Genomic DNA, 22,552 nt, shown 5'->3' with positions numbered 1-22,552 from the left:
TAACTTCAAAATTTTGTATATATGAAATTTAAGAGCTTTTCCGCTCACATTCTGGCCTTGTTGGGCTTGTCGGAATGGAGCAAGGTAGAGGATAAAAACTCTATCACGGTCGAGGAAGTGGCAAAACTGAAAAATTACGGTTTTACTGAAAAATTCCTCACGGACTTTAAAGCGTCCCTCGAAAACGATTTCCAGGACGAAGCCGAAGACGGGAACCAGGGAGAGGAAACCGAGGAGCCTAAAACAACCGCTTTCCTTCGCGGTTTGTTGGGTGATACTGCGGCCCGTTTGACACAAGCGCAGGAACAGCTTGAAGCCTTGCAGACGCAACAGCGTGACGAAAACCGGAACAATACCGCGTTAATTGCCAAGAAGGATGCCGAAATAACGAAGCTTTCCGGCATTATCGCCCAACTTTCGGCCGCTGCGGAAGATGATCCGGGCAAAGGGAAGCAACACAACGCCCAGGCGGACGGTAAAGGGGCTTTCAATCTCCAGGATGAAAAGCAGCTGGGAGGCTTGCAGGGTGAAATGTTCTCACTGGACCGCCCGTATAACCTTCGCGCCAAAGCTGCGTTAATGGAGGCTGCCGGTTTTGAAATGATTGCTCTTCCGAAAGCAAGTTCCATTGACTACAGCCGTTTGAAGGAGGACCTCGGGGCCTTTTACCGTATTCCCTGGCAACAGCGTTTGCAGTCGTTTTTAATGGAACTTCCTTCCATTGAAAGTATTTTCCCGCTTGAATCCGGTTATCAGGATTTGGCTACGCTGGTAAACATTTGGCTGGGTGAGTTCTCACAGGCCGGTAATGAGGAATCCGACTTCGACAAGGTGACTAAAGGTTCCTACGAGTTCGACGATGAAACCCTGCGCATGTTCAACGTGATGTTTGCACACCGTTTCAAAAATTTAAAAGCCCTGGAGAAAACCTGGATCGGCACTTTGAACAAGGAAGGTTCAAACCCTATCAAGTGGTCTTTTATCGAGTACATCCTGGCCGAAACTGCCAAGAAGTTGCATAACGAGCGCGAACAACGCCGTATTAACGGAATCCGTAAGGACCCGAATCTGAACGAACCGGGCAAAGCACTTGCTGCAGCTGACGGTCTGTATGAGTTCCTGAACAAGAAAGTGAACGGACATACCGATATCAATAACGGAAAGTTCGTTTACCAGATCAAGCCGTTCGAGCTGGGAGAACTTACCGAAGCAAACATCGGTGAAAAGGTGTACAAGGGTACTTCCATGATCCCGGCGGTTCTTCGTGACAGCGGTAACCTGGCACTTTATATGCCTTCGCACTTTATTGTATTGTATCATAAATACAATGAACTGCATTACGGACAGAACCAGGATTACAAGGCTAATATCATGTATGTGAAGGAATATCCGGCGGTAAAGATTATCCCGGTTCCCAATGCTGACAACCACCACCGTATCTTCTGGACGTTTGAAGGCAACATTAAAACCTACGAGGACAAGCCGGGTGAAATGACGGCTTTCAACCTGGAGCAGGAAGACTGGAGCCTGAAAGTATGGAGTAACTGGCGTGAAAGTATCTGGGCTATTGCCGTGGGCTTCAAGTACACCAAGAAAGAAGATATGGACTATACGCGCCAGATGATCTTCTGTAATGAGTATGACCGCCCGGCGTCTTACTTTGTGGACGCTGACAAGGACAAGAACCCGTCGGCCAAGCTTCATACCTCCATTGTTACCGTAGCGAACACAGCCGAATTTACGATTACCGATATTGAAGACGCGCCGATAGGTACGGTTATTTCCCTGAAATGCGGAAGCGTGGATAAAGGCGTTAAGATTGAGAAAAGCGGAAAATTTGACCTTATTTCCGCTACCTGGCAGCCGGGTAAGGGGGATGTTATCAAACTGATGAAACGTGCCGACGGTAAATTTATCGAGATCGGCCGCGAAAACGCTTCTTCCGATGCGTTGCAGTTTGCGCCGGATGAAACGGATCCTTCTTTGCTTGACGGTGAAGTATTCGTAACCGGTGAGAATACAAAGGCAACGGCAATCACTAACTTTACCGATGCGGAAGCCGGTGTCGTTTACACGATCTACGGAAGCGGTTCTGAATTTGCTTCCACCATTGCAGCCGACGGAAACTTTGTCTTAACCGAAGCTATGACGCTTTCCGAAGGCAAGTTTATCAAGCTGGCGAAAGCCGCCGACGGTAAATTCTACGAAGTGGCAAGAGGCTAATTTTTGGCGGAAGGGATACTTTATCCCTTCCATTTTATAACCTTATAAATCATTAAGTTATGACATACGTAAAAGCAAGCGTAAGAAGGCCGTCCGGCAATCCCGGTAACGGTATTCAGCCCAAGGATCAGCTCGTAATTTACGACGTTGACGATATTCTTTCCTTCCCGCAGAGAAACGATGCCGGCGTGGTTATCGAGGATGATATCGTAATGAAGGCGGGACGTTACGCGATCGGTATTTACCTGACACCCGGTACCGCTGAAATCAGTTCCAACAGTGACGGGGAAACGGACGCCGAAGGTTATACGCCTTCCGTTAAGTTCAATCATCCCGGTAACGAACAGGAAATTCGCGAGTTTAAGACAAACTGGCTGTCCAAGAAATGTATCGTTGTGCTCCGTTATTGTAGCGGAAAGCCTGCCGATCTGATCGGAACGCCCTGTAACCCGTGTAAGTTATCCGTTTCTTATACCGGTTCCAATGAATCGAATACGAACGAACTTACTTTCACCCAGATCAGCAAAGGGGATGATATCGCCATTTACCGGGGTACCGACACTCTGGAAGAACCGGTGGCCGTGGTGGAAGCCGGAGCCACGGATATAGATTACCAGACGGACGGGCAGTACCAGCTTTCCGCGGGTGCGGCTAAGATAGCCGGTGTTACCGGTGGAAGTCACGGCTCGGTAATTACCCTTATGGGATGTTCGGGTGTTGCGCCTACGGTGGAAGCGGGCGGTAATTTCCTTCTGAAAGGTGGTAAGACGTTTACCGCTTCCGAAGGTTCCCAACTGACGTTGCGGGCGTTTAACGACGGTTCGGAGGCTATGAAATGGATTGAACAAAGCCGTTATGAGGCGTAAGTAAACGGCTTTCATGTAATTCAAAGGGTGACCGGCAGCACATGCCCGGCCACCCTTTGTCCTTTTTAGGGTAATTGCCCCTTTTTTCCTTTGTATCATCAAATTTTATATAGTATGAAACAGGAAATTATTACCTATCTGGCCGGTCCGCGTAACTTTATTCAGGGCGTGGAACTGTACGAGAAATACGGTATCAACCGTATGTTAAAGAAGTCATTCCGCCGGCAGGGAGAAACGGAAACGATGAAGGCCATTCTTTTAGAGGAACTACGGAAGTTGGCCGGGCTTTCTGAACGTGAATTTAAGACGATCCGGCGAAACTCCAAACAGCTGACCGCGGTAAAAATGGAACCCGCCCGGGAGGAAACATCCAAAACGCCGGTAAAATACAGCGATGATTTGCTGCTGGAACTTGCCGAATCTTTCGGCGTCAGTGTGGAAGAACTCGTTTCGTCCGATTTCCGGGATAAGGTTCTTTCCATGGATGAAAATGCCGACCGTGTGGAAGAGCTGGAAGAGGAACTGGAAGAGGCGGAGAAACGATACAAAGCAGCCCCGGAAACCGTAACCAAAATGATACGTTTCCGCGAGAAATTTACCTTCCTGAATTCTCCGGATTGTCCCGACATTCTGAAAATACTTGTTTCCGACATGTTCACCGCATACGGGAAGTATAAGGAAGCTTTCGCCCGCCTGGAAGCTACGCCGGATGATGTCAGTTCACTTTCTACAGCACAGGAAGCGCAGGCGGTTGTGGAAAACTTCATCGCTAACCGCGAGATGTGGGATGAACTGGAATATTACCGGGAGAACGGAAAGATTCTGGGTAAATGTGAGAAGGTAAAAAGTTTGTCCGTCCGTAAGGGCGTCGAGAACCTTTCGGATATCGACATACAAAAGGCACTGAATAACGCCCGCGCCAACCTTTCAAAGAATAAGGCGAAACTGGAACAGGCCGGGGATGATGAGAAGAAGAAAGCGAGTGCCCTTGCATTGATCCAAAAGTGGGAAACTACACAGAAGGCCATAGAGGAAGAAATTGAGGCGCGAAAAAAAAAGTAATTGAACTTATTGCCAGTCTGACAGGGAAACGGCAACGGATCACAAAGAACCTGGGCCGTTTCTCTCACCCTTGCGACCGCTCGGAGCTGGGGCACCAGCTCAAGACATTAACCCTCCGGATAGAAAAAGAAGAAAGCCGGCTTAAACAACTTTCCAATGATTACAAACCAAATATATAACGAGGATTGCCTGGAGGCGTTGAAACGTGTTCCGGACAATTCCGTAGATTGTATAATAACCGATCCGCCTTATTTCCTGGGAATGACACACAACGGGCAGAAAGGCAGTTTTAAAGATTTGTCTATCTGTAAACCCTTTTACCGGGATTTGTTCCTGGAGTTTAACCGGGTAAAGAAACCCGGTGCTTGTGTGTACTTTTTTACGGACTGGCGCGGGTATGCTTTTTATTATCCGTTGTTTGACTTGTATTTAGGTGCGTCAAACATGATCGTCTGGAACAAACAGTCGGGCCCGGGTAATCATTACGCCTTTATACATGAGCTTATTTTGTTTCATTGCGGAAAGGGTGTTTCTATCGGTGCCACAAACATAATAGATAATATCCGGTCTTTTGCTTCCGGTGCGAAACTGGTAGAAGGTGAAAAGGTTCATCCCACACAGAAACCGGTGGCGTTGATCCGTAAACTGATTGAAGACAGTACAAAGCCCGGCGATCTGATCCTGGACACTTTCGGCGGTTCCGGTACTACGGCCGTGGCAGCCATTGAAAGCGGCCGGAACTTTGTATTAATGGAACAGGACGAAATTTATTATTTCACGGCACAGAAACGAATAAAAGATGCGTATGAACGATTTAACGGTGGTGGATAGTATTTACCTGGATGCGCAGCAAAAGGAGGATGTACGGCGTTTGTCTTCTTTAGGGTATTCGCCGAAAGACATAGCCGTTTCCCTGGGGATTTCTTTGGAGGATGCCGGGCTTTTTGTCCGGGATGCGGAAACGGTAGGAACTTCCGTTAACTTCCTGATCCGGGAAGGGATTCTGGTAGCACGTGCCGCGCCTGAAATAAAACTCCATGAAGCGGCGGAAGGCGGAAACGTGGAAGCTATAAAACAGCTGGAGGCCGTACGGAAAAGACATACTTTTGAACGTTTAATCGAACAAATGGATGACGACGAATTTAATTAAGCCCTCACGAATAGACTTTGACAAGGTGGATATCAACCAGATTCAAAGGATTCTTTCTACCGGTACGCTGGAAGCCCTCGCGCCCGATGAAAGGGAATATTACAGCCTTATGGAAATGGTACGGGGCCTTCGTGCCCGTATGCGTATAAATGGTAAGCTGGTGACAAAGGCCGGCATCATCCGCCTTTTGAAGTCGGAACCTTACGGCCTTTCGGACTGGATGGCCCGCCAGGTGTACGCTGACAGTCTCAATTTCTTTTATACGCAGGATAACGTACGCCCGCAGGCTTTCGCTAACTTGTATGCGGAAAAGGCCGAAAACTGGGCGAATACCGTCTTTCTTATGGGAAATGTGAAGGAGGCTAAGAACCTGCTGAAACTGGCGGCGGAACTTCGCGGATGTTATAAGGATCAACAGGCCGAAATACCGGAGGAACTGCTTTCACAGAAAAGCACGGTTATTTATACTACCAGCCGTAAGGATCTGGGTGTTCCTGAAATCGACCGTAAGGAACTGGAAGAGTTTATCGACGCGATCCCGGAAATTCCTGTTATTGTACGTGATAATATAAAAGAGGACGCGCGTATTAAAGCTTTTGACCTGAAAAAACGTATGTTGTATGATATCAAAGAGTTCGGGGAAGATAACGAAGGTGAGTAACGCCGATGATGTGGAAATCAAATACGGCCATATAATCCAGGTTCTGACGGACTGGATCGATACTACTATCCTTGTATCTGTTGACGGGCGCGGTACGGCCAAATCGACCGTTATACAAGCCAGGCGTTCCGCCCGTTGTGTGGAAGAAATGCCCGGCGGTGCGTTCGCTTTTGTTGCCAATACCTACAGTAACCTGGAAGATAATATAATGCCGGCCGTACAGAAGGGCTGGCAGCTTATGGGCCTGATCGAAGGGGTACACTATGTAAAAGATACCCGCCCGCCTGAATCCTGGCGGCGTAAATGTTCGGTTATCGTGGATGATTACAAGCATGTTTACAGCTTCTGGAACGGATGTGTTATTTTCATGGGATCACTGGATAACCCTTCGCTGCTTGCCGGAAAGTCTGTAATACATCTGTTTTATGATGAAGCGAAGTACGACAAGGAAATGAAAGTAAACCGCGCTATGCCTATTCTTCGCGGTGATGCGATCACTTACGGACATTCCCATTTATTCCTGGGGATAACCATTACTACCGATATGCCGGATATCGACGAAAACGAGTACGACTGGTTTTTCCGGTATGTCAAGCAAATGGACCCGGAACGGATCATTAAAATAGTACAGGCGGCAAGTATGCGTAATGACCTGGTAATTTCTCTATTAAAAGAAGAAAGAAAAAATAAGCCTTCCCCTTTGAAACTGAAACGTTTGAAACGGGATATTGAATATTACGACCGGGCTTTGTTGAAGTTGAGAAAAGGACAAACGTTCTTTCTTAACGCTTCTTCATTCGCTAATGTTGAGATACTTACGATTGATTATTTAAAGCGGTTGTATAATGGTACGCTGGAGCTTCACGAATTTAAAAAGTCGGTGGTGGGTATGCGTCCCGGTCTTCGCAGGGATTTACGTTTCTATGTGTTGTTTGGTGAAGGACATAAGTATTATAACGGTACCATGTCCGGAGAAGCCGCTTACAGCTCGCGGGAACTCCGGTACCTGCACCATGATAAAGCGATTGAAGGCGGTATGGACTTCGGTAATATGCTTTCTTTGGTGATCGGTCAGCCGGACGGTGCCTATTACCGGGTACATAAGAACTTTTTTGAGATACCGCCGGGCTGGTTCCGGGAGATCGCCGACCAGTTCCTTTCTTTCTTCCAGAACCACGAATACAAAGAACTGGATTTGTACTATGACCGTGCAGGTAATAACTTTGAGAAACAGAAGGAGGATTACGCGGGTAAGATCAAAGACGCCATAGAAAAAGACGGCAGCGGGAACCGTACCGGCTGGATCGTAAACCTAAAGAGCCGTAAACAGGCAGTTATCCGGCAGGATGCGGAATACGACTTCATGCAGGAGATTATGGGCGGTACCAACAATAACCTGCCTATCCTTTTGGTTGATGCGGTGAACTGTAAAGAAATGGTTAGTTCCGTAGAAAAGGCAAAGGCTGAAATCAAATACCGGGGTAACTCTAAGGTAGTGTTCAAAGTGAAGAAGTCCGAAAAGCTGGCACCGAAAAAACTACCGATGTTATCCACCAATTTCTCCGACGCTTTCAAATACTTACTGATGCGCCCCGGCTGGATAGCTTTAGTACGAGGCAAGCGGACGCTGCAGGCCGACTCGTTTGTGGATCAATGGATAGAGAACAGGCATAAAAGGTAATTGCCTTGTAACGCTGGAAAATCGGTTTTCCGGCGTTTTTTGTGTTACCAGGTTACGGGTACCCCTCCGGGAGAGGTCATATTTCACCTTTTAGGGGGAGGGCAACTGCTTTCCGACTTCTGAGCGGCTCGGTCTTCGGAAGGTGCTATTTTTTTAGTTTTTGAAATTTTCTCCGGTTTTTGATTGTTTTTCAGTCGTTTATCTGCATTTAGACCAAAATTTTACGCGAAAAAGCGTGTTTTTTATGCGTTTTTGCTTCATTTTTTGCCCATTTTTGGGTGAATTACCGTGTATTTTGGGGCGGTTGCCTTTCATTTTTGATTGATTTTGGGGTAATATTTTTTATAAATGTATATATTTAAGTACTTTTGCAATCGTCAAAATTACACTGCATATATACCGTCAGGACTTACGGGGTTGTACAAACTAAAGTACACACTAATTTTAAGTTACTGATATGAAAAGATTTTTTTTAGTTATTGTATTGGCCATACTAACAATGGCAGCCATTGCACAAGAACCGTATAAGGCTTATTGTGAAATCGTGGGTACTGGAAATATAACCGGTACAAAAGTAAAAATAGAAGTAGATTTCGGCCAGAAGGCAAAATGGGCAACACCAAATGCTCGTTTTTTAGTAGATGAAAACGGTGAAAAGATGAATTTTAATTCAATGATAGACGCCGTTAACTATTTGGCTAAATTGGGTTGGGAACTAATACTGGCTTATCCGGTTACACCTACACAAGGAATGAGCAAAGACCCTGTTTATCACTATATTCTTTGTAAAAAGGTAACTTCTGATGAACAGATAAAAGAGGGAATTAATTTAAAAGACAAATAGAATATTAATTATAGTGTGTAACGCTCACCCTTAATCAGGTGGGCGTTTTTTGTTACGAAGTAACGAATCGTAGAGTCGAGAAACTTTCTTTCCTAATAAACTTTTATTAACGTTTTTTTTTTTTTTGTTCAGAATTTAATGCCGACATTTGCCCCTGTCAAAGTTAACACCGCTGGTGCGGTCCGGTGAGTCTCGGTTATTGGCTCGAATAAATAACGGGCTTTTTTTATGCCCGATAAGTGCTTGTTTAATACAAGGCGGTTGCCTTTCCCTAAACTTATAACCCGATCTCCGGACGGTTTGCGGTGTTAATTTTGACGAATTAGGGGAAATGGTAACCGCCTTTCCCATGTAAAATAGTCAAAATTAACACCGTTATGAAAAATGAATTTCAATCCGGTACAAGCTATGTACCTTCGTTCCGTACTGGTAGCACGGACGTAAACACAATCCAACATCGTTATTTTCAGGAACCGAAACATGAATGTACTGTTTGTTCAACTTCTGGGGCTTATTACTTATCTGCTATCGCTTGTTTCTGTCTTACTTTTATCTATCCACCGGCTGTCATTGGTGCAGTTATATGTGTGTGTCGTGCCAAGAAAGCGAGGAAAGGAGGCCGAAAATGATATCTTATTTTATAGAGCTTAACGAATATAAGCCACAGAACCGAAAATGTGCTGAAATGGCAGAGTTTGCAAACCAGTTTGGTAATACGCTTTGCCCTGATAAAATTTCCTTTGATGCTTTTAAAACTGAACTGGAAGCAAAGGTAAAGGAGCTGAACGAGAAATACCCTAAAACAATGCCGCTGAAAATATCTTCCGGTAGCGGGTTTATTCATATAGATCAGGACACTAAAACACATAATAACGGCTATGACAAGCCTGTAGCCTATTTTTTCATTTACCGGGTTAAAAGAATATATAGGTTTTCAGAGCGTCCCCAGATAGAAAAGAAAGGAGGTGCCGAATGATATATACTGAATATCAGCAAGTGTTACTTACTCAATTACAAAACAATGATAAAAGGATTGAGGAAATAAAGAAGGAAAAGGAAGAAATACAGGAAATGTTTCTACAAGAAAGTAAATTTAAACCGGGTGATCTGATACAGATTGATTATAAAATAAGCAATGCTACTTTTAAAGTTCGTGGCTGGATTTTCCGGATTACATTCTGGAGGAATCGCCCGTATTATCACCTGAATTTACCCAAGAAAGACGGTTCCCGCGGATTAAGGGTTAAAAGTGTATGCGACGGGGTACTGGAAAGTATAACAAGTATTTCACATATTAAATTAGAAGACTTAAAAGGAGGTGCCAAATGAATACAAATAATCCTGATATCCTATTTTTCGTTAGACGTGAATACGGCACGCCTTCCATTGAATTAAGAGCCTATAAGGTGGAGAAGGTTAACAATGAGTTTGCTTTCCTTGAACTTGAACGTTTGCGGTTGGTTGTTTTCTCCGGTGATTTTCAGTCTGTATCACTTCATCACGAGTACGGTAAAAACAACTGTCTGTATAATAGTGCCAATAATATACCGGATTTGATGAAAGACATGAAGAGGTGGCAGTTATCGCCCATTGACAGACGTAATTACGAACGGTTTAGGAAAGTCGCCCTCGGGATATACCGGCAGGCCGGAATAATTGATTTCACTACCTTAGAGACTACACCGATTAAAAACGTTTAATGAAAGATTTGTTATGAAAGATATAGAAGTAAACGGCGCACATATAACAGATGAAAGTGCCGAGATTTTGACACAGTGGCAAACTAAGACGGAACCGGTTTCCGCTTGTTACATCGAAGTTATTGAGGACCTAATCGATTTCCTAATAGAGAAAGGAGATGAAAGTACACCAACAAATGAGGTGTTAAGAAGGATTCAATTATTACGTATGATGAAAAAAGACATCGAAAAGTTGTCTAATCCTTAATATTAACAATTTAGCATACCGGCTGAAAAGGCAGCCGTTGGGTTTAAGTCCCAGGTTAGGGTTTGTTTGTGCCGGGGTGGTTCCCGGCACTCTTTTTTATGTCCTTTTCGTCCGTTTCCGTTCTTCCCACCTTTGCAGTAACCAATGATTCAAATTATGAAAATAGGAACGGACAAATGGAAGCATTTCGGAATTAATTACGCTATATGTGCCCTGTTGGGTGATTATGGTGTTCCCTTTGCCCTGGGTGCTTCACTGGGTAAGGAATACGGGGATGAAATGTCCCCCTGTAATAAATGGGACTGGAAGGATATTCTGGCAGACCTGGCCGGGATCGTGGCGGGTTATTTGACGCATGTATGTATCGTCCGGACTATAATGTAACATTTTCAACTCTACTAATATGACGGAAACGATAATTACAGCGATTATTACAGCTCTTTGCACGGGTGGCCTGACTTGGTTATTCACTCTCCGGTATACCCGTAAACAGGCGGAAGCTGACGCCATGAAGTCAGTACAGGAGGTTTACCAGGAACTGATTGAGGATATGAAGAATGACCGTAAGGAATTGAAACAGCGGATCGACGATGTAGAGAGCCAGTACCGGGAACTCCAGCAGAAATGTAACGAAATGGAAAAGGATATCAGGCAGAACGCCCGCGTAATGGATATCATGAAACCGTTTCTTTGCGGGGTGAAAAATTGCCTGAACCGTAAATCTATCACTTTCGACACTAATAACTAAAATCAATTATGAGACATGGAATCGTACACCTACTTATTCTTATTTGTTTTGCAGCTTGTTTTTACGGTTGTCGTTCTCCTCGCTCTGTTACACGAAAAACGGTTACAGAAGCAACTGGAGAAGAAAAACAAACAACTACTGACGGAGTTATTGAACTTGCGCGGAGAGATTCGAGCCATGAGGAGCACGTACTTGACGTTTACCGGGAAGATAGTACGCATATCCGTATCGACTACGACAGCCTCGGAAGAATTAAAGAAATTGATTTCAGTAACCGAAAAACTGAAAAAAGAACTGGAAAGAATCAAAGCAGTTCCCTCCGGGATCATAAGGAAACTACCAGTCAAACGGAAACAGCCGTTACCCGTAAATCCGACGTTAAGCAACAAAGCCAGGAAAAAGAAAAGACTACAAACGGGTGTAGCCTATGGACGTTCCTAAAATTCATGTTTTTCTTTCTATCCTTCTGCTTGGTACATGATAACTGGGCCAGTATTAAAAACTTTATCCGCCGGCTATGGAAAAAATAAACCTTTATGTAGCGGTAGAACAGATGAAGCGGATTACCATTTCCGGGGGTACCTTTTCTATCAAGTTCCGGAAATGGAACCGTCAGACGCGGGACGGCGGCGACATGGTGATACTTACTGCCGCCCGTTTGAGGAAAAAGGCGACGGATGAAAGCATCGAAAATTCAAGCTATAAACTATTCCTGACGGACACCACAACGGGCCGGCCGCTGAATTGCTGGGAATGTCTGGTAATGGAGTTCAACGGGAAAAGAATAACGATTTAAGATTATGGAAATAAGACGAAGTGGCAACTTTGGAATTATAGATACCGGCACCGACAAGGGTTTGATCTCCTTTTCTATCGGTGGCCGCGGTAAAGGTTGGGAACCTTCCAGCATCCAGTTAAACCGGCGGGGGGCTTTCTTTTCGCGAAAGATCAGCGTAAACGGTACCTTTATCGTTCCCATGGGTGACAATAACGACATGCCGGGCGAGGTCATGCGTTTACTGGATAAATTCTACGCCGGTGAAGGTATTATGGGTAAAATAGCCGGTTTACAGTGGGGAGAAGGCCCGCGGCTGTATGAGGATGCGATCGACGAAGAGAATAACCGTTTTTACCGGCGTTGGAAACTCGATCCGGAAATAACCGCCGACCTGGAGTCGTGGGATTACACGACGGTTCTTCACCGCTCACTCGTAGACTTAACACACATGCAGGGCTTTTTTATAAAGTTTGTCCGGAACCGTGCGCCGCGTGTAGGCAATCCCGGGCGTTTGGTACGGCTGGAACATATTCCCTACCAGAAGGCCCGCCTGGTATATCCTCCCGACGGCGAGGATGAACCGCAGGAAGTACTTGTGGGCGACTTTCCTTATCCTGATCCGGCCTATACTTACCGTTACCCGGTCTTTGATCCGGCCCACCCGTTCAAATATCCGGTTTCTGTGAAATATTATAATATCTATTCCTTTTGCAAGGATTTTATGAGTACACCGCGTTTTTTGGGTGCGCTTGACTGGCTGGAGCTTGCCGGCGGTCTGGCCGCTATCCTGATCGCCTATAACGAAAACGCTTCGGCCATTTCCCTGCATATCGAATCGCCGCAGTCTTACTGGGACCGCGCGGAAGCACGTATAAAACAGGTTTGCGAGCGTACGGGCGAGAAATACACGGCCCAGATGCTGGAAGATTTCAAGGACGAAGCTATGGAGAAATTCGCCTCCAACATTACCGGAAGGCAGAACGCCGGAAAATACATGCACACGACCAAATTCTGGAATCCGGAAGCGAATAACTTTGAGGGCTGGACGGTGGAACCACTGGATAAGAAGATAAAGGATTATGTGGACGCCCAGATTAAGATATCCAATAAGGCGGACGCTGCCGCCACTTCCGGCTTCGGTCTTGATCCGGTACTTTCAAATCTGATTATAGAAAACAAACTTTCTTCCGGATCGGAGAAATTATACAGCCTGAAAGTGTATAACGCTTCTGAAACGGCTATTCCGGACATGATCCTTTGTAAGCCGTTACAGCAGTATATTAATGCCAACTTTCCGGGTACCGCAACGAAAGTAGGGCTTTATCGTACCATAGTGGAAGCGGAACAGAACGTTTCACCCTCTAACCGTATGAAAGAAAATGCGTAGTCTGTTTTTTACACCGAAACCGGAAGATGTGCCGGAAGAACCGGTAAGCGACCGGCAACCGGAAGAGAACCGGGCCGATAACACCCCGGATAAGCATATAAAGGCCCGCCGGACGAAAAACGTTCATTTTGACCGGCGGATAAAATCGGAGCTGCACCTGGAAGAGTGTTTGCCCTGGCATTTTGAGAAAGGGGCGTCTTATCACTGTATCAGTCATGGGGACGTTGACAGCCTTACTTATCTTCGTGTGATCGTGAAGCAACAACCGGTGGAATATGTTCTGATTTCTACCTGGTGTATGGCAATTACCGATGTTAAGGAGGTGGAGAAATGGCTGGAGAGAAAAGACATAGGGCACGCGGATTTTTATGTAGGTGAAATCTTTCAAGGTTCCTACGCGGATGTTTATTTATACCTAAAGAAGGTGGCGGAACGTTTCGGATCACGTGTCTGCATCTTCCGTAATCATGCTAAAGTAATGGCCGGTTTTGGTAACGCTTTTGATTTTGTAATAGAAAGCTCGGCCAATGTGAACACCAATCCGCGCACGGAGCAGACCTGTATAACGATAGATACCGGGCTGGCCCGCTTTTATAAGGAGTTCTACGATGAAATAAACAATTTCACAAAGGATTTTGATAATTGGAAACCATATACATTAAAAAGAGACCGAGCAAATGACGAAGTTATTTAATAAAGGCGGTGACGGTGCCGGTGAAATAGTCCGTGTTCTGGGATTGATCGATAATGATCTTGATTTTACCAAGTGGGAACCTATCTTACCGCTGGGTATTCGGGATTTACAGGCTATCATCGGAACGGAACCCATAGACGCGGTAGATAAGTATTACCGTGAAGATCATGCGGACGGTACGGAACCGGACGGCATGGCGGAAACTTTGCGGCTGATGCAGCAGGCGGTGGCAATGTTTACCTGGTTAAAGGTCATTCCCACTTTAGACGCACAACACGGAACGGCCGGACGTGGCAAACACCTTGGAGAGAATGAAACGGGTATGACCGCCTTACAGGAGTTCAAGGATGAAGAGAATATCCGGAACCTGGCTTATGAAGCCGTAGACGCGTTGGTGGAGTTAATGGACCGCGAAAAGTTTGATTTCTGGATGAACGGCATTAAGAAAAAGGCTATAAACCGGCTTCTAATCCAGAATAAGGAAACGTTCGATGAATATTACAATATCGGCAGTCACCGGCTTTTTCTGGTGCTTATTCCTATGATCCGGGAAGTCCAGGACGGGCAGATAATACCTGTTATCACCCGGAACCGTTATAATAAACTGATTGAAGGCGATACCGTTTTAACGGAGAAATTGCTGGAGTATGTACGCCGCCCGCTTGCACTTCTCACCATAAAAAAGGCCGTTGAACGTTTACCGGTGGAAGTTCTACCCAATGGAATCGTACAGGTACAGCAGAGCACAACCGTACGGGATAAATTGCGGGCGGAAAAAGAGGCCCGGCAATCGGTTGCTAACAGTCTGGAGCAGGACGCGGCGGCTTACCTGGATGTATTGCAGGATATCATCAGGGAACTGGATGCGCAGTCGGAAACGGTGGATTACTATATACCGGGTGTTACCGTACAATCCAAAGGAATAACCTTTTAATGTCCGGACATGGAGAAGTTTACATATAATAGTAAGACGGCGGAGGTTCCTTCATGCCTGGATGAAGTCAGCAGTGAGCAGTACCGGCAGTTTCTTATATTGTCGGTACTGATGAACCGCGGTACGATCAGCCCCGGACAGTTCCGCGTAAAATGGCTTTCTTTCCTTCTGGGCATGAAAGCGGATTACACCATGTACCGGCGTGAGATCATCCGGGAGCTGGACGGCCAACTGGAAAAGCTGGACGGCTTTTTCTCTTATACGACCGGTAAGGAGGGCGAGCGGATCGTTACGCCCATTCTGAAAACCGGGCGTAACCTGATGCAGGATTTTGGGAGCTGGCATGGTGTCGGTGACATGCTGAACGGTCTTACTTTCGGTAACTTTTGTGATTGCCTGGATTTGTTGCAGCAAAGCAAGCAGGCGGCGACAGAAAAAGACGAACCGGCTATAAATGAAATCTTCCAGGATATCACATTAAAGCTTTACCGGTACAAGGACCCGGAGAAGATGCCGGCCGTTCCTTCCTTGCTTGCCATTCATGCGGTAAACTTCTTTTCCGCTGTTTGGGAAATGGTTCTTTCCGGACCGGTTTATATTGGTGGTGAAGATATTGACTTTCGGATATTATTTCAGAAGTTGGCATCCGAGGACCGGAAGGCGGACGATAAAACCGGCTGGACCGGAATAGTCTTTGAAGTGGCGGCTTCCGGCGTGTTCGGTAATAAGAAGGAGGTGGACGATACACCCTTTTGGGATGTATTACTTTATCTGTATAAATGTAAGTTTGAGTATTTACACCAAAAACGTAACAAGAAATGAGAACAACAACAGGAACAAAAAACAAGATTAAGCAATTTGAGGGGCTACGCCTGAAAGCGTATGTATGTGCCGCGGGAGTATGTACGATCGGTTACGGTCACACAACCGGCGTAAAACCGGGAGATGTTATCACCGAGGCCCGGGCCGACGCTTTCTTTGAATCGGATATCAGGGCGGTAGAAAACCAGGTAAACGCGCTTCCCCTTCATTTGGGACAGTACCAGTTTGACGCGGTAGTAAGCTTTTGCTTTAATGTAGGTATCGGAAAATTCAAGAAATCAACGCTTTATAAGAAGATCAGAGCGGATGCGTATGAGCCATCCATACCGGCAGAGTTTAAAAAGTGGATATACGGGGGCGGTAAGATTCTTCCGGGGCTTGTTACCCGCCGTGAATGGGAGGCGAAACGTTATCAGGGATTGACGATATGATAGATATAAAGGTTTACCGTGAATACTGGGAAGGCGTACAAAAACGTATTCCTGAAATAAAGAAGGTGCTACCCGTTACCATTGACGAGGAAATGAGTAAGACGATACAGGGGCTATCAAAAGAAGAATGTCCGGTGCTCTTTATTCTGATTCCGTCGGGAACGGGTGCCAGCCTTTCGGCTGACAATGTGAGGGAAAATAATTTATGCGTTATTTTCCTTATGAGCAAGTACGATCCCCAACGTAAAGGGGCTTATGAGACTATCGAAGAGGTGCAGCCGGTTATGGAGCGTATCAAACAAATGCTGATAGAAGATTCTGCCACCGGTTGCCCTGTCACTAAGGAACTGGATTTAACCAGCCTTTCCACTCTTCCGGAATCCGGCTTTTACCGGACGTTTGCAGGGTGGAGCCTGGCTTTCTCATTTAAAACAAGATTCTAACTGAATGGCCGAGAATTTTAAAACGGATTTTTTTACCGACCGGATCGGGCGTGGAATACAGGACATATTTCAAGCCCAACTGGATATCGCTACCAAACGGATTTACCAGAAAGGCCGTGAGCGTAGGAAAGTACAGGGAACCGGGGAGATCATACAAGGGCGATCCGGTGCATTAATGGCCGCACTACAGAACCCGAATTATTCGGTCATTCCGGACGGCGAAGGAGTAATCGCACATTCTAACCTTCCATTATATACCCGCTTCCTGGATATGAAGAAACACGGTAATTACCAGATTTATAACCGGCAGATATACGGGATTCTATATCATGACACACTCGGGAAGATTAAATATGAATATCAGGATTATGTAAGGGAAAGGATAAAAGAAATGTTTGCCAGTTCGCTAAAATAGGTAATAAAATTAATACCTAAATATTTGTAGGTAATGATTTTATTACCTATCTTTGTTTCAGTAACCAATAAAACAAAGTTTATGCCTGAAATTTGTAGATTCTTCGGTATTATTATATTCCTCTATTGGAAAGATCATAATCCGCCACATATTCATTTTACTTATGGTGATTATGAATGTTCTATTAGCGTATTGGATCGGATTGTAGACGGTCAGGCTCCAGCTAAAGTTATTGCAAAAGTAAATGAGTGGATTAACTTGCACGAGGCAGAAATACTTTCTCTTTGGGAAAAGGCCCAAAAAGGGGAAAAAATAGATAAAATTGAACCATTAAAATAAACGCTTATGTTACGGGTTATAGATGTGGATTATATTAGGAATTACGAGCTTCTTGTTACTTTCAGCGACGGGAGTAAAAAGATCGTAAATTTGGAACCTTATCTTACAGGTGAGGTTTTCGGGGAGTTATTGGATAAGGAAAAATTTGTTCAATATGGTTTAACCCGTGCTACTATTGAATGGGCCAATGGTGCCGACCTTGCACCGGAGTTTTTATATGAAATTGGTATAGCTGCATATTTTTAGACCCTATGAATGATTGTTTAGCTATTCAAGATAAGAAGGAAGAAACTTTCTTATATCGGATTTTTATTTCTCACCCGGAACTAAATGCTTCTGCGGTGGCTCGACGTATGGGAATAAGTCAAAGCCTTATGTCTCAATATATAAGTGGAATAAAAAAGCCCTCACAAGAACGGGAGGCCCTAATAGTAAATACTATTAAAGATATCGGTAAAGAACTAACGATGATTGTATGACATACGAAGATATTTTATTTTTGATCGGCTTTTTCCTGGTAATATTTTTTTTCGTAGGATGTAAGCATAAACCGGCTACTTTATCCGGGTGGCTTGCTTTTGCCTTTCTTTCCTTTATCGTGACGCCTCTTATATCGGTTCCTCTAACCTGGTACATTTGCTGGATGATAGATCGGGCAACAATTAAGGATAAAGAATGTTTTGATCCTTCGGATTTTACCTTTAAGAGATAAAATACTTTCTTCTTAGTATAATAAGCCTGTAGAATGGTTCTACGGGCTTTTTTTGTGTCCTTTTCCGCCACTTTACACCAGGATAATTTTGCCTTATAAAATTTACTCTTATGGCAAAATTAAAACCTGACTATATCGAATGGGTGTTAACCCTGAACGCCTCCGATGCGCAGAAGGAAATACATAATCTTTCAGAAAAGAACAAGGAGCTCCGGGATAGCAATAAGGAGATAAAAAAGGCTATGACCGATTTAATCGCCACCGGGAAAGCTGGCGGTAAACAATGGAAAAGGCTTGATGAGCAACTGAAAGAAAATAATAAGACGATCGGCGAGAATAACAAGAAGATTGCCGAATGTGAGAAACGGCTGGATAAAACCACCATGAGTGCCAACCAGCTGGCAAGGAAGGCAAACGCCTTGCGGAAAGAGCTTCGCGATACGGTGAAATCCTTGCAGCCGGAAAAATATGCCGCCCTGGAGAAGGAACTGAAAGAAGTTGAGAAAGCATACGGGCAGGCCACGAAAAAGGCGGAAGGTTTCGGCGGTTCCCTTCTTTCCCTGAATAAGATAAAAACGGTTCTGGCCGGTGTGTTTGTCACTATCGGCGCAATGATAACCGGACAGATTGTCGGCGGGCTAAGGGATGCGATCAGTACTATTATAGAGTTCGAGAAGAAAAACAGTACTTTGGCCGCTATTCTGGGAACCACGAAAAAGAGTATCAAGGATTTAACAGATGAAGCGCGCCGGCTGGGTGCTACTACTTCTTATACGGCCGCACAGGTAACGGAACTTCAGATAGAGCTTGCCAAGCTGGGATTTTTTAAAGAGGATATTAAAGCGATGACGCCTTCCGTGCTGAAATTCGCTAAGGCTGTGGACACTGATCTTGCCTCGGCTGCTACGCTTGCCGGTGCAACATTGCGTATTTTCAACCTTGATGCGGAAGATACGGAACGGGCTGTTTCTACTATGACTATGGGATGTAACGCATCCGCTTTAAGCTTCGAGTACTTAAATACGGCAATGTCTATTGTTGGGCCGGTTGCTAATTCTTTCGGATTCACGATCGAGGAAACGACCGCCCTTTTGGGGGCTTTGGCAAACAGCGGTTTCGACGCTTCATCGGCAGCGACGGCAACACGTAATATTTTGCTTAACTTGGCTGACGGTAGCGGTAAACTTGCACTTGCCCTTGGTGGTCCTGTAGATAACTTAGAAGACCTTGTAAAGGGGCTGAAAAAGCTGAACAGTGAAGGAATAGACCTTAATAAGGCACTGGATTTAACGGATAAACGTTCGGTTGCCGCATTTAATACCTTTTTAAATGGTACTGATACCGTTTTAAATCTCCGTGATGCAGTAACAGGAGCCGAAGAGGGATTTAATGCCATGGCGGAAGAAATGGGTGATAATGTACAAGGTTCCCTCAATACATTAAGTTCAACTATCGAAGGGGTAGTTTTACGTTTCTATGAATCAAAGGGTATTCTTCGGGATTTAATAGACCTTGTTACGCTTATGGTGGAAGGTGTGGGCGGTATGATCGACATGTTTAATAAATGGGGTGTTGTCACTTATACCGTTACCGCTTATTTGGTTTCTTACTATGGAGGACTGAAAATCGCTACCATGTGGCACGCCCGTTTTAAAACGGCGACCCTTGCTTCGGTCGTTGCAGAGAAAGCGCACGCCGTACAGCTTTATATCAGCCGGGCGGCTACTCTGGCTTATGCGGCGGCCCAGGCATTGCTGCACCTGAATATTAAAAGATGTACCGCCGCCCTTCGGTTAATGAGGATCGAACTTTTGAAGAATCCATATACGGCCCTGCTCGCGTTACTCGTGGCAGCCGGTGTTGCTATCTACCAGCTTGCAAAGAAGACGGAACAGGCTTCGGCGGCGATGAAGGCCCACCAGGAAGTCGTAAAGAAAGTGAATGAAGAATATGCCAGCCAGGAAGCAAAAATAAAAACTCTTGTAGCTGCTATTAATGACGAGAACCTTTCCAACTACACCCGTAAACAAAGGCTCGCTGAATTAAAAGAACTGATACCGGATTATAATGCGGAATTGAATGAAGAAGGCAGGCTCATAAACAACAACAAGGAGGCTATAGATCAATATTTAGTTTCCTTGGAAAAACAAATCAAGTTGAAAGCTTACCAGGAGGAACTGGAAGAATTGTACAAGAAAAAAAGGAATCTTGAAAGCCAGGAATCAGAGCAAAGCGACGCTTACTGGGACACCCGCCAGCAAAATACATTGTCAGGATATAACCGGAACAGTCTTACCGCTAAAATAAGCCGTTTATTTGGTACGGAAAAAGAGGCTAACCAGTTGAAAGCCCTACAGACAACACAGAAGGATTTGGCCGGTATAGAATCAGCAATCGCCCAGATCAATAATGATATCTTAAAAACAGAGGCGACGGCCACTTCATTAACCGGAACCAATAAAGAAAATATAAATACTGAAACATCCCTCATAAAGAAACTGGAGGCCGAAAAGAAAAAGGTTCAGGAACAGTGGGCGGAAGACAGCGAAGCGAATATCGCCAAGAAAAACAAGGAAATAGAACGTATCGACACCGAAATAAAACGTTTAAACGAACTGGGGAAGGTCAAAAAGAAGGCGGAAGCCGGGGAGTATAAAAATACGGAAACGGACGCCACGTTAAAACCTCTGGAGATCGAGCACGAAAAACGTATGCTTCTAATCAAACAGAACCGGGAGAAGGAAAATAAGACGGAAGCCCAGTATATTCTCGAAGGGACGGCGGAAAACCTTCGCTATTACCGGGAACGTATCGACGCACTCCAGAAGCTGGAAGCAAAAACGCCGGCTAATAAAAAGAAATTACTCGATGAAATCCACAAGCTCGAAACAGAAGCACAGACGGCCATTTTTACGGAAACCGGCAAGCAGGAGGACGCCCGTATAAAACTGGTACAGGAGAAACGGGACGAACGGTTAAAGATTGAAACCGCCTATTACAATGTCCAGAAGGACACCATGGAAAAAGCGGTATTAAACCAAAGTATCACGCAGGAAGCCGCCGACGCCTATATGCTGGAAGTTGAAGCGGAGCACGCCGCAGAACTTCTGGAGATAAACCGTACTTACCAGAATGATATTGCCGCTTTGGAAATTACCGGTAAACAGAAACGTATAGAAACAGCGACGGAAGCGGCCGACGCCGTGCGTGAGTCTGAAATGAAGTTATTGCGTGATCGGGCGGCCATTGCTCAAAAAGTACGTGAAATAACTTCCGTTCCGGTAGGAATAACCGGTATGCAGGAAGCACACCGGAAACAGGTTCAGGATGTAGAAACGACTTATAATGCCATAATTGAGATAGCGAGGCAGGCGGGAATTTCTACCGTTGGTTTGGAGAAACAGAAACAGCAGGAAATTAGCCAGCTTGAATTTGAGTACCAGAATAGTTTATACCAGATTCAATCCCAGATCGGCGTATCATGGGCACAGGAATACCAGAATGAACTGGCCCTGTTAAAGAATCTGCACGATCAGGAATTAATAGATGAAAAGACATACCAGCGTAAAAAGCTGCAAATGCAGATGAATAACGCTAAAAAATACTTTGACTACTATTCCGGTCTTTCCTCTTCCATGGTGGAAGCCATTCAACAAGCCGAAATCGACCAGGTGGAAGCAAAATACGATGTTCTCATACAGGAAGCCGAGAACAACGGTGAAGATACTGCCGCCCTGGAAGAAGAGAAGGAAAATAAGAAACTGGAGATTCAAAAGAAGTACGCGGATGTAAACTTTGCTATCAAGTGTTCCCAGATCATAGCAGATACGGCCGTTTCGATTATGAAGGCGTACGCGGACCTCGGGCCGATTGCCGGAACCGTTGCTGCAGTAATGCTTGCGGCTACCGGTGTGGCCCAGCTTGCATCGGCCAAGGCAGAACGGGACAGGATTAAAAACATGTCCTTGAAAAACACCACCGGCAGCAAGACCGCCACGGCTGAACGTGTTGTTTCCGGTTCTTCCGGTGGTGGGTATTATGAAGGTGGTTACACCGGTCCCGGCGGACGTTATGAAGTGGCCGGCGTGGTTCATAAGGGGGAATATGTGGTACCACAGCCGGAAATGAATAATCCTAAAGTGATCGACGCCGTTAGCACTATCGAAGCGATCAGGCGGCAGCGTACCAGTGCCAACCCGTTACCACAGAATCCGGGTGAATATTATGAAGGCGGTTACGTGACTTCCCCTGCAGGTGATTCTTCCTACCGGGAGTTCCTGGAAGCGGCAAAGGAGCTTCGCGCCTCCTGTGAGGCTATCAAATTGATAAAGGCCTATATCGTTTACCAGGATTTGGAGAAGGCCAAAGAAACTATAGATAACGCCCGCGACACCTTTACACGCGGAAAATAAGTA

Annotated in this window: 28 protein-coding genes; all 28 read left to right on the top strand. The window is 45.3% G+C overall.

The features are described from left to right. Positions 1-21: 21 nt before the first annotated feature. Positions 22-2,223, top strand: coding sequence for a hypothetical protein (locus I2I04_RS20295; RefSeq protein ID WP_195655787.1), 2,202 nt, complete (start codon positions 22-24; stop codon positions 2,221-2,223). Between the two features lie 59 nt (positions 2,224-2,282). After that, complete coding sequence (locus tag I2I04_RS20290) at positions 2,283-3,089, top strand: hypothetical protein (RefSeq protein WP_122139276.1); 807 nt, start codon at positions 2,283-2,285, stop codon at positions 3,087-3,089. Positions 3,090-3,203: 114 nt separating this feature from the next. Further along, positions 3,204-4,151 (top strand): hypothetical protein, encoded by a 948-nt coding sequence (locus tag I2I04_RS20285; RefSeq protein ID WP_004318178.1) that lies wholly within the window; start codon positions 3,204-3,206, stop codon positions 4,149-4,151. 156 nt (positions 4,152-4,307) lie between these two features. Further along, on the top strand, positions 4,308-4,982 hold the full coding sequence (locus tag I2I04_RS20280; protein WP_004318179.1) for a DNA-methyltransferase: 675 nt from the start codon (positions 4,308-4,310) through the stop codon (positions 4,980-4,982). After that, the gene (locus I2I04_RS20275; protein WP_118049953.1) at positions 4,957-5,301 is read left to right on the top strand and encodes a helix-turn-helix domain containing protein; all 345 of its coding nucleotides are present in this window, start codon (positions 4,957-4,959) and stop codon (positions 5,299-5,301) included. Before I2I04_RS20280 ends, I2I04_RS20275 begins: the two co-directional genes overlap by 26 nt. Further along, a complete protein-coding gene (locus I2I04_RS20270) occupies positions 5,282-5,962 on the top strand; it encodes a hypothetical protein (RefSeq protein ID WP_004318181.1) in 681 nt (226 codons plus the stop codon). Before I2I04_RS20275 ends, I2I04_RS20270 begins: the two co-directional genes overlap by 20 nt. Beyond that, positions 5,922-7,643 carry a hypothetical protein gene (locus I2I04_RS20265; protein ID WP_118049951.1) on the top strand — a complete coding sequence of 574 codons (1,722 nt, stop codon included), beginning with the start codon at positions 5,922-5,924 and terminating at the stop codon, positions 7,641-7,643. Before I2I04_RS20270 ends, I2I04_RS20265 begins: the two co-directional genes overlap by 41 nt. A 457-nt stretch (positions 7,644-8,100) precedes the next feature. Continuing rightward, positions 8,101-8,487 (top strand): hypothetical protein, encoded by a 387-nt coding sequence (locus I2I04_RS20260; RefSeq protein ID WP_004303389.1) that lies wholly within the window; start codon positions 8,101-8,103, stop codon positions 8,485-8,487. A gap of 377 nt (positions 8,488-8,864) precedes the next feature. Continuing rightward, positions 8,865-9,116 carry a hypothetical protein gene (locus tag I2I04_RS20255; RefSeq protein ID WP_004318183.1) on the top strand — a complete coding sequence of 84 codons (252 nt, stop codon included), beginning with the start codon at positions 8,865-8,867 and terminating at the stop codon, positions 9,114-9,116. Continuing rightward, complete coding sequence (locus I2I04_RS20250) at positions 9,113-9,463, top strand: hypothetical protein (protein ID WP_138294011.1); 351 nt, start codon at positions 9,113-9,115, stop codon at positions 9,461-9,463. Before I2I04_RS20255 ends, I2I04_RS20250 begins: the two co-directional genes overlap by 4 nt. Beyond that, the gene (locus I2I04_RS20245; protein ID WP_004318185.1) at positions 9,460-9,816 is read left to right on the top strand and encodes a hypothetical protein; all 357 of its coding nucleotides are present in this window, start codon (positions 9,460-9,462) and stop codon (positions 9,814-9,816) included. Before I2I04_RS20250 ends, I2I04_RS20245 begins: the two co-directional genes overlap by 4 nt. Further along, the gene (locus I2I04_RS20240) at positions 9,813-10,187 is read left to right on the top strand and encodes a hypothetical protein (protein WP_004325868.1); all 375 of its coding nucleotides are present in this window, start codon (positions 9,813-9,815) and stop codon (positions 10,185-10,187) included. The genes I2I04_RS20245 and I2I04_RS20240 overlap by 4 nt, the downstream gene beginning before the upstream one ends. A 13-nt stretch (positions 10,188-10,200) precedes the next feature. Beyond that, positions 10,201-10,434, top strand: coding sequence for a hypothetical protein (locus I2I04_RS20235; RefSeq protein WP_004318187.1), 234 nt, complete (start codon positions 10,201-10,203; stop codon positions 10,432-10,434). Positions 10,435-10,590: 156 nt separating this feature from the next. After that, positions 10,591-10,818, top strand: coding sequence for a hypothetical protein (locus tag I2I04_RS20230; RefSeq protein ID WP_004318188.1), 228 nt, complete (start codon positions 10,591-10,593; stop codon positions 10,816-10,818). Positions 10,819-10,837: 19 nt separating this feature from the next. Further along, positions 10,838-11,182: a hypothetical protein gene (locus I2I04_RS20225; protein ID WP_004318189.1), complete on the top strand. Its 345-nt coding sequence runs from the start codon at positions 10,838-10,840 to the stop codon at positions 11,180-11,182. An 8-nt stretch (positions 11,183-11,190) separates the two neighbouring features. Continuing rightward, positions 11,191-11,712: a hypothetical protein gene (locus I2I04_RS20220; RefSeq protein ID WP_004318190.1), complete on the top strand. Its 522-nt coding sequence runs from the start codon at positions 11,191-11,193 to the stop codon at positions 11,710-11,712. Beyond that, positions 11,700-11,978, top strand: coding sequence for a hypothetical protein (locus I2I04_RS20215; RefSeq protein WP_004318191.1), 279 nt, complete (start codon positions 11,700-11,702; stop codon positions 11,976-11,978). The genes I2I04_RS20220 and I2I04_RS20215 overlap by 13 nt, the downstream gene beginning before the upstream one ends. Before the next feature lie 4 nt (positions 11,979-11,982). Beyond that, the gene (locus tag I2I04_RS20210) at positions 11,983-13,347 is read left to right on the top strand and encodes a hypothetical protein (protein WP_004318192.1); all 1,365 of its coding nucleotides are present in this window, start codon (positions 11,983-11,985) and stop codon (positions 13,345-13,347) included. After that, positions 13,340-14,041 carry a hypothetical protein gene (locus I2I04_RS20205; RefSeq protein ID WP_004318193.1) on the top strand — a complete coding sequence of 234 codons (702 nt, stop codon included), beginning with the start codon at positions 13,340-13,342 and terminating at the stop codon, positions 14,039-14,041. The genes I2I04_RS20210 and I2I04_RS20205 overlap by 8 nt, the downstream gene beginning before the upstream one ends. Further along, positions 14,025-14,975: a DUF6712 family protein gene (locus I2I04_RS20200; RefSeq protein WP_004325869.1), complete on the top strand. Its 951-nt coding sequence runs from the start codon at positions 14,025-14,027 to the stop codon at positions 14,973-14,975. The genes I2I04_RS20205 and I2I04_RS20200 overlap by 17 nt, the downstream gene beginning before the upstream one ends. A 9-nt stretch (positions 14,976-14,984) precedes the next feature. Further along, positions 14,985-15,797: a hypothetical protein gene (locus tag I2I04_RS20195; RefSeq protein ID WP_004325870.1), complete on the top strand. Its 813-nt coding sequence runs from the start codon at positions 14,985-14,987 to the stop codon at positions 15,795-15,797. After that, on the top strand, positions 15,794-16,228 hold the full coding sequence (locus tag I2I04_RS20190; RefSeq protein ID WP_004325871.1) for a lysozyme: 435 nt from the start codon (positions 15,794-15,796) through the stop codon (positions 16,226-16,228). The genes I2I04_RS20195 and I2I04_RS20190 overlap by 4 nt, the downstream gene beginning before the upstream one ends. Next, positions 16,225-16,671 (top strand): hypothetical protein, encoded by a 447-nt coding sequence (locus I2I04_RS20185; protein ID WP_004318197.1) that lies wholly within the window; start codon positions 16,225-16,227, stop codon positions 16,669-16,671. Before I2I04_RS20190 ends, I2I04_RS20185 begins: the two co-directional genes overlap by 4 nt. 4 nt (positions 16,672-16,675) lie before the next feature. Beyond that, positions 16,676-17,086, top strand: coding sequence for a hypothetical protein (locus tag I2I04_RS20180; protein WP_004325872.1), 411 nt, complete (start codon positions 16,676-16,678; stop codon positions 17,084-17,086). A gap of 33 nt (positions 17,087-17,119) precedes the next feature. Further along, positions 17,120-17,425, top strand: a complete 306-nt coding sequence (locus I2I04_RS20175; protein WP_004303371.1) for a DUF4160 domain-containing protein — start codon at positions 17,120-17,122, stop codon at positions 17,423-17,425. Positions 17,426-17,431: 6 nt separating this feature from the next. Next, entirely contained in the window at positions 17,432-17,671 is a 240-nt protein-coding gene (locus tag I2I04_RS20170) for a DUF2442 domain-containing protein (RefSeq protein ID WP_004318202.1), read from the top strand. A 5-nt stretch (positions 17,672-17,676) separates the two neighbouring features. Beyond that, a complete protein-coding gene (locus I2I04_RS20165; RefSeq protein ID WP_004303369.1) occupies positions 17,677-17,904 on the top strand; it encodes a helix-turn-helix domain-containing protein in 228 nt (75 codons plus the stop codon). A gap of 343 nt (positions 17,905-18,247) precedes the next feature. Then, the gene (locus tag I2I04_RS20160; protein ID WP_005681019.1) at positions 18,248-22,549 is read left to right on the top strand and encodes a phage tail tape measure protein; all 4,302 of its coding nucleotides are present in this window, start codon (positions 18,248-18,250) and stop codon (positions 22,547-22,549) included. The last annotated feature ends 3 nt before the right edge of the window (positions 22,550-22,552 follow it).

The organism is Bacteroides sp. 1001136B_160425_E2, from assembly GCF_015559655.1.
Lineage (GTDB): Bacteria > Bacteroidota > Bacteroidia > Bacteroidales > Bacteroidaceae > Bacteroides > Bacteroides luhongzhouii.
Note: the sequence above shows the minus strand (reverse complement) of the source record. Positions and strands in the feature narration are given on the sequence as shown.

Bases quoted from the DNA above. Each gene is read 5' to 3' on its own strand.
- I2I04_RS20270 (WP_004318181.1), top strand. From the start codon at position 5,282: ATGACGACGAATTTAATTAAGCCCTCACGAATAGACTTTGACAAGGTG.
- I2I04_RS20280 (WP_004318179.1), top strand. From the start codon at position 4,308: ATGATTACAAACCAAATATATAACGAGGATTGCCTGGAGGCGTTGAAA.
- I2I04_RS20205 (WP_004318193.1), top strand. From the start codon at position 13,340: ATGCGTAGTCTGTTTTTTACACCGAAACCGGAAGATGTGCCGGAAGAA.
- I2I04_RS20245 (WP_004318185.1), top strand. From the start codon at position 9,460: ATGATATATACTGAATATCAGCAAGTGTTACTTACTCAATTACAAAAC.
- I2I04_RS20170 (WP_004318202.1), top strand. From the start codon at position 17,432: ATGTTACGGGTTATAGATGTGGATTATATTAGGAATTACGAGCTTCTT.
- I2I04_RS20210 (WP_004318192.1), top strand. From the start codon at position 11,983: ATGGAAATAAGACGAAGTGGCAACTTTGGAATTATAGATACCGGCACC.
- I2I04_RS20285 (WP_004318178.1), top strand. From the start codon at position 3,204: ATGAAACAGGAAATTATTACCTATCTGGCCGGTCCGCGTAACTTTATT.
- I2I04_RS20235 (WP_004318187.1), top strand. From the start codon at position 10,201: ATGAAAGATATAGAAGTAAACGGCGCACATATAACAGATGAAAGTGCC.
- I2I04_RS20255 (WP_004318183.1), top strand. From the start codon at position 8,865: ATGAAAAATGAATTTCAATCCGGTACAAGCTATGTACCTTCGTTCCGT.
- I2I04_RS20195 (WP_004325870.1), top strand. From the start codon at position 14,985: ATGGAGAAGTTTACATATAATAGTAAGACGGCGGAGGTTCCTTCATGC.
- I2I04_RS20220 (WP_004318190.1), top strand. From the start codon at position 11,191: ATGAGACATGGAATCGTACACCTACTTATTCTTATTTGTTTTGCAGCT.
- I2I04_RS20295 (WP_195655787.1), top strand. From the start codon at position 22: ATGAAATTTAAGAGCTTTTCCGCTCACATTCTGGCCTTGTTGGGCTTG.
- I2I04_RS20250 (WP_138294011.1), top strand. From the start codon at position 9,113: ATGATATCTTATTTTATAGAGCTTAACGAATATAAGCCACAGAACCGA.
- I2I04_RS20180 (WP_004325872.1), top strand. From the start codon at position 16,676: ATGGCCGAGAATTTTAAAACGGATTTTTTTACCGACCGGATCGGGCGT.
- I2I04_RS20225 (WP_004318189.1), top strand. From the start codon at position 10,838: ATGACGGAAACGATAATTACAGCGATTATTACAGCTCTTTGCACGGGT.
- I2I04_RS20260 (WP_004303389.1), top strand. From the start codon at position 8,101: ATGAAAAGATTTTTTTTAGTTATTGTATTGGCCATACTAACAATGGCA.
- I2I04_RS20160 (WP_005681019.1), top strand. From the start codon at position 18,248: ATGGCAAAATTAAAACCTGACTATATCGAATGGGTGTTAACCCTGAAC.
- I2I04_RS20215 (WP_004318191.1), top strand. From the start codon at position 11,700: ATGGAAAAAATAAACCTTTATGTAGCGGTAGAACAGATGAAGCGGATT.
- I2I04_RS20165 (WP_004303369.1), top strand. From the start codon at position 17,677: ATGAATGATTGTTTAGCTATTCAAGATAAGAAGGAAGAAACTTTCTTA.
- I2I04_RS20200 (WP_004325869.1), top strand. From the start codon at position 14,025: ATGACGAAGTTATTTAATAAAGGCGGTGACGGTGCCGGTGAAATAGTC.
- I2I04_RS20190 (WP_004325871.1), top strand. From the start codon at position 15,794: ATGAGAACAACAACAGGAACAAAAAACAAGATTAAGCAATTTGAGGGG.
- I2I04_RS20265 (WP_118049951.1), top strand. From the start codon at position 5,922: ATGATATCAAAGAGTTCGGGGAAGATAACGAAGGTGAGTAACGCCGAT.
- I2I04_RS20185 (WP_004318197.1), top strand. From the start codon at position 16,225: ATGATAGATATAAAGGTTTACCGTGAATACTGGGAAGGCGTACAAAAA.
- I2I04_RS20175 (WP_004303371.1), top strand. From the start codon at position 17,120: ATGATTTTATTACCTATCTTTGTTTCAGTAACCAATAAAACAAAGTTT.
- I2I04_RS20240 (WP_004325868.1), top strand. From the start codon at position 9,813: ATGAATACAAATAATCCTGATATCCTATTTTTCGTTAGACGTGAATAC.
- I2I04_RS20230 (WP_004318188.1), top strand. From the start codon at position 10,591: ATGAAAATAGGAACGGACAAATGGAAGCATTTCGGAATTAATTACGCT.
- I2I04_RS20275 (WP_118049953.1), top strand. From the start codon at position 4,957: ATGAACGATTTAACGGTGGTGGATAGTATTTACCTGGATGCGCAGCAA.
- I2I04_RS20290 (WP_122139276.1), top strand. From the start codon at position 2,283: ATGACATACGTAAAAGCAAGCGTAAGAAGGCCGTCCGGCAATCCCGGT.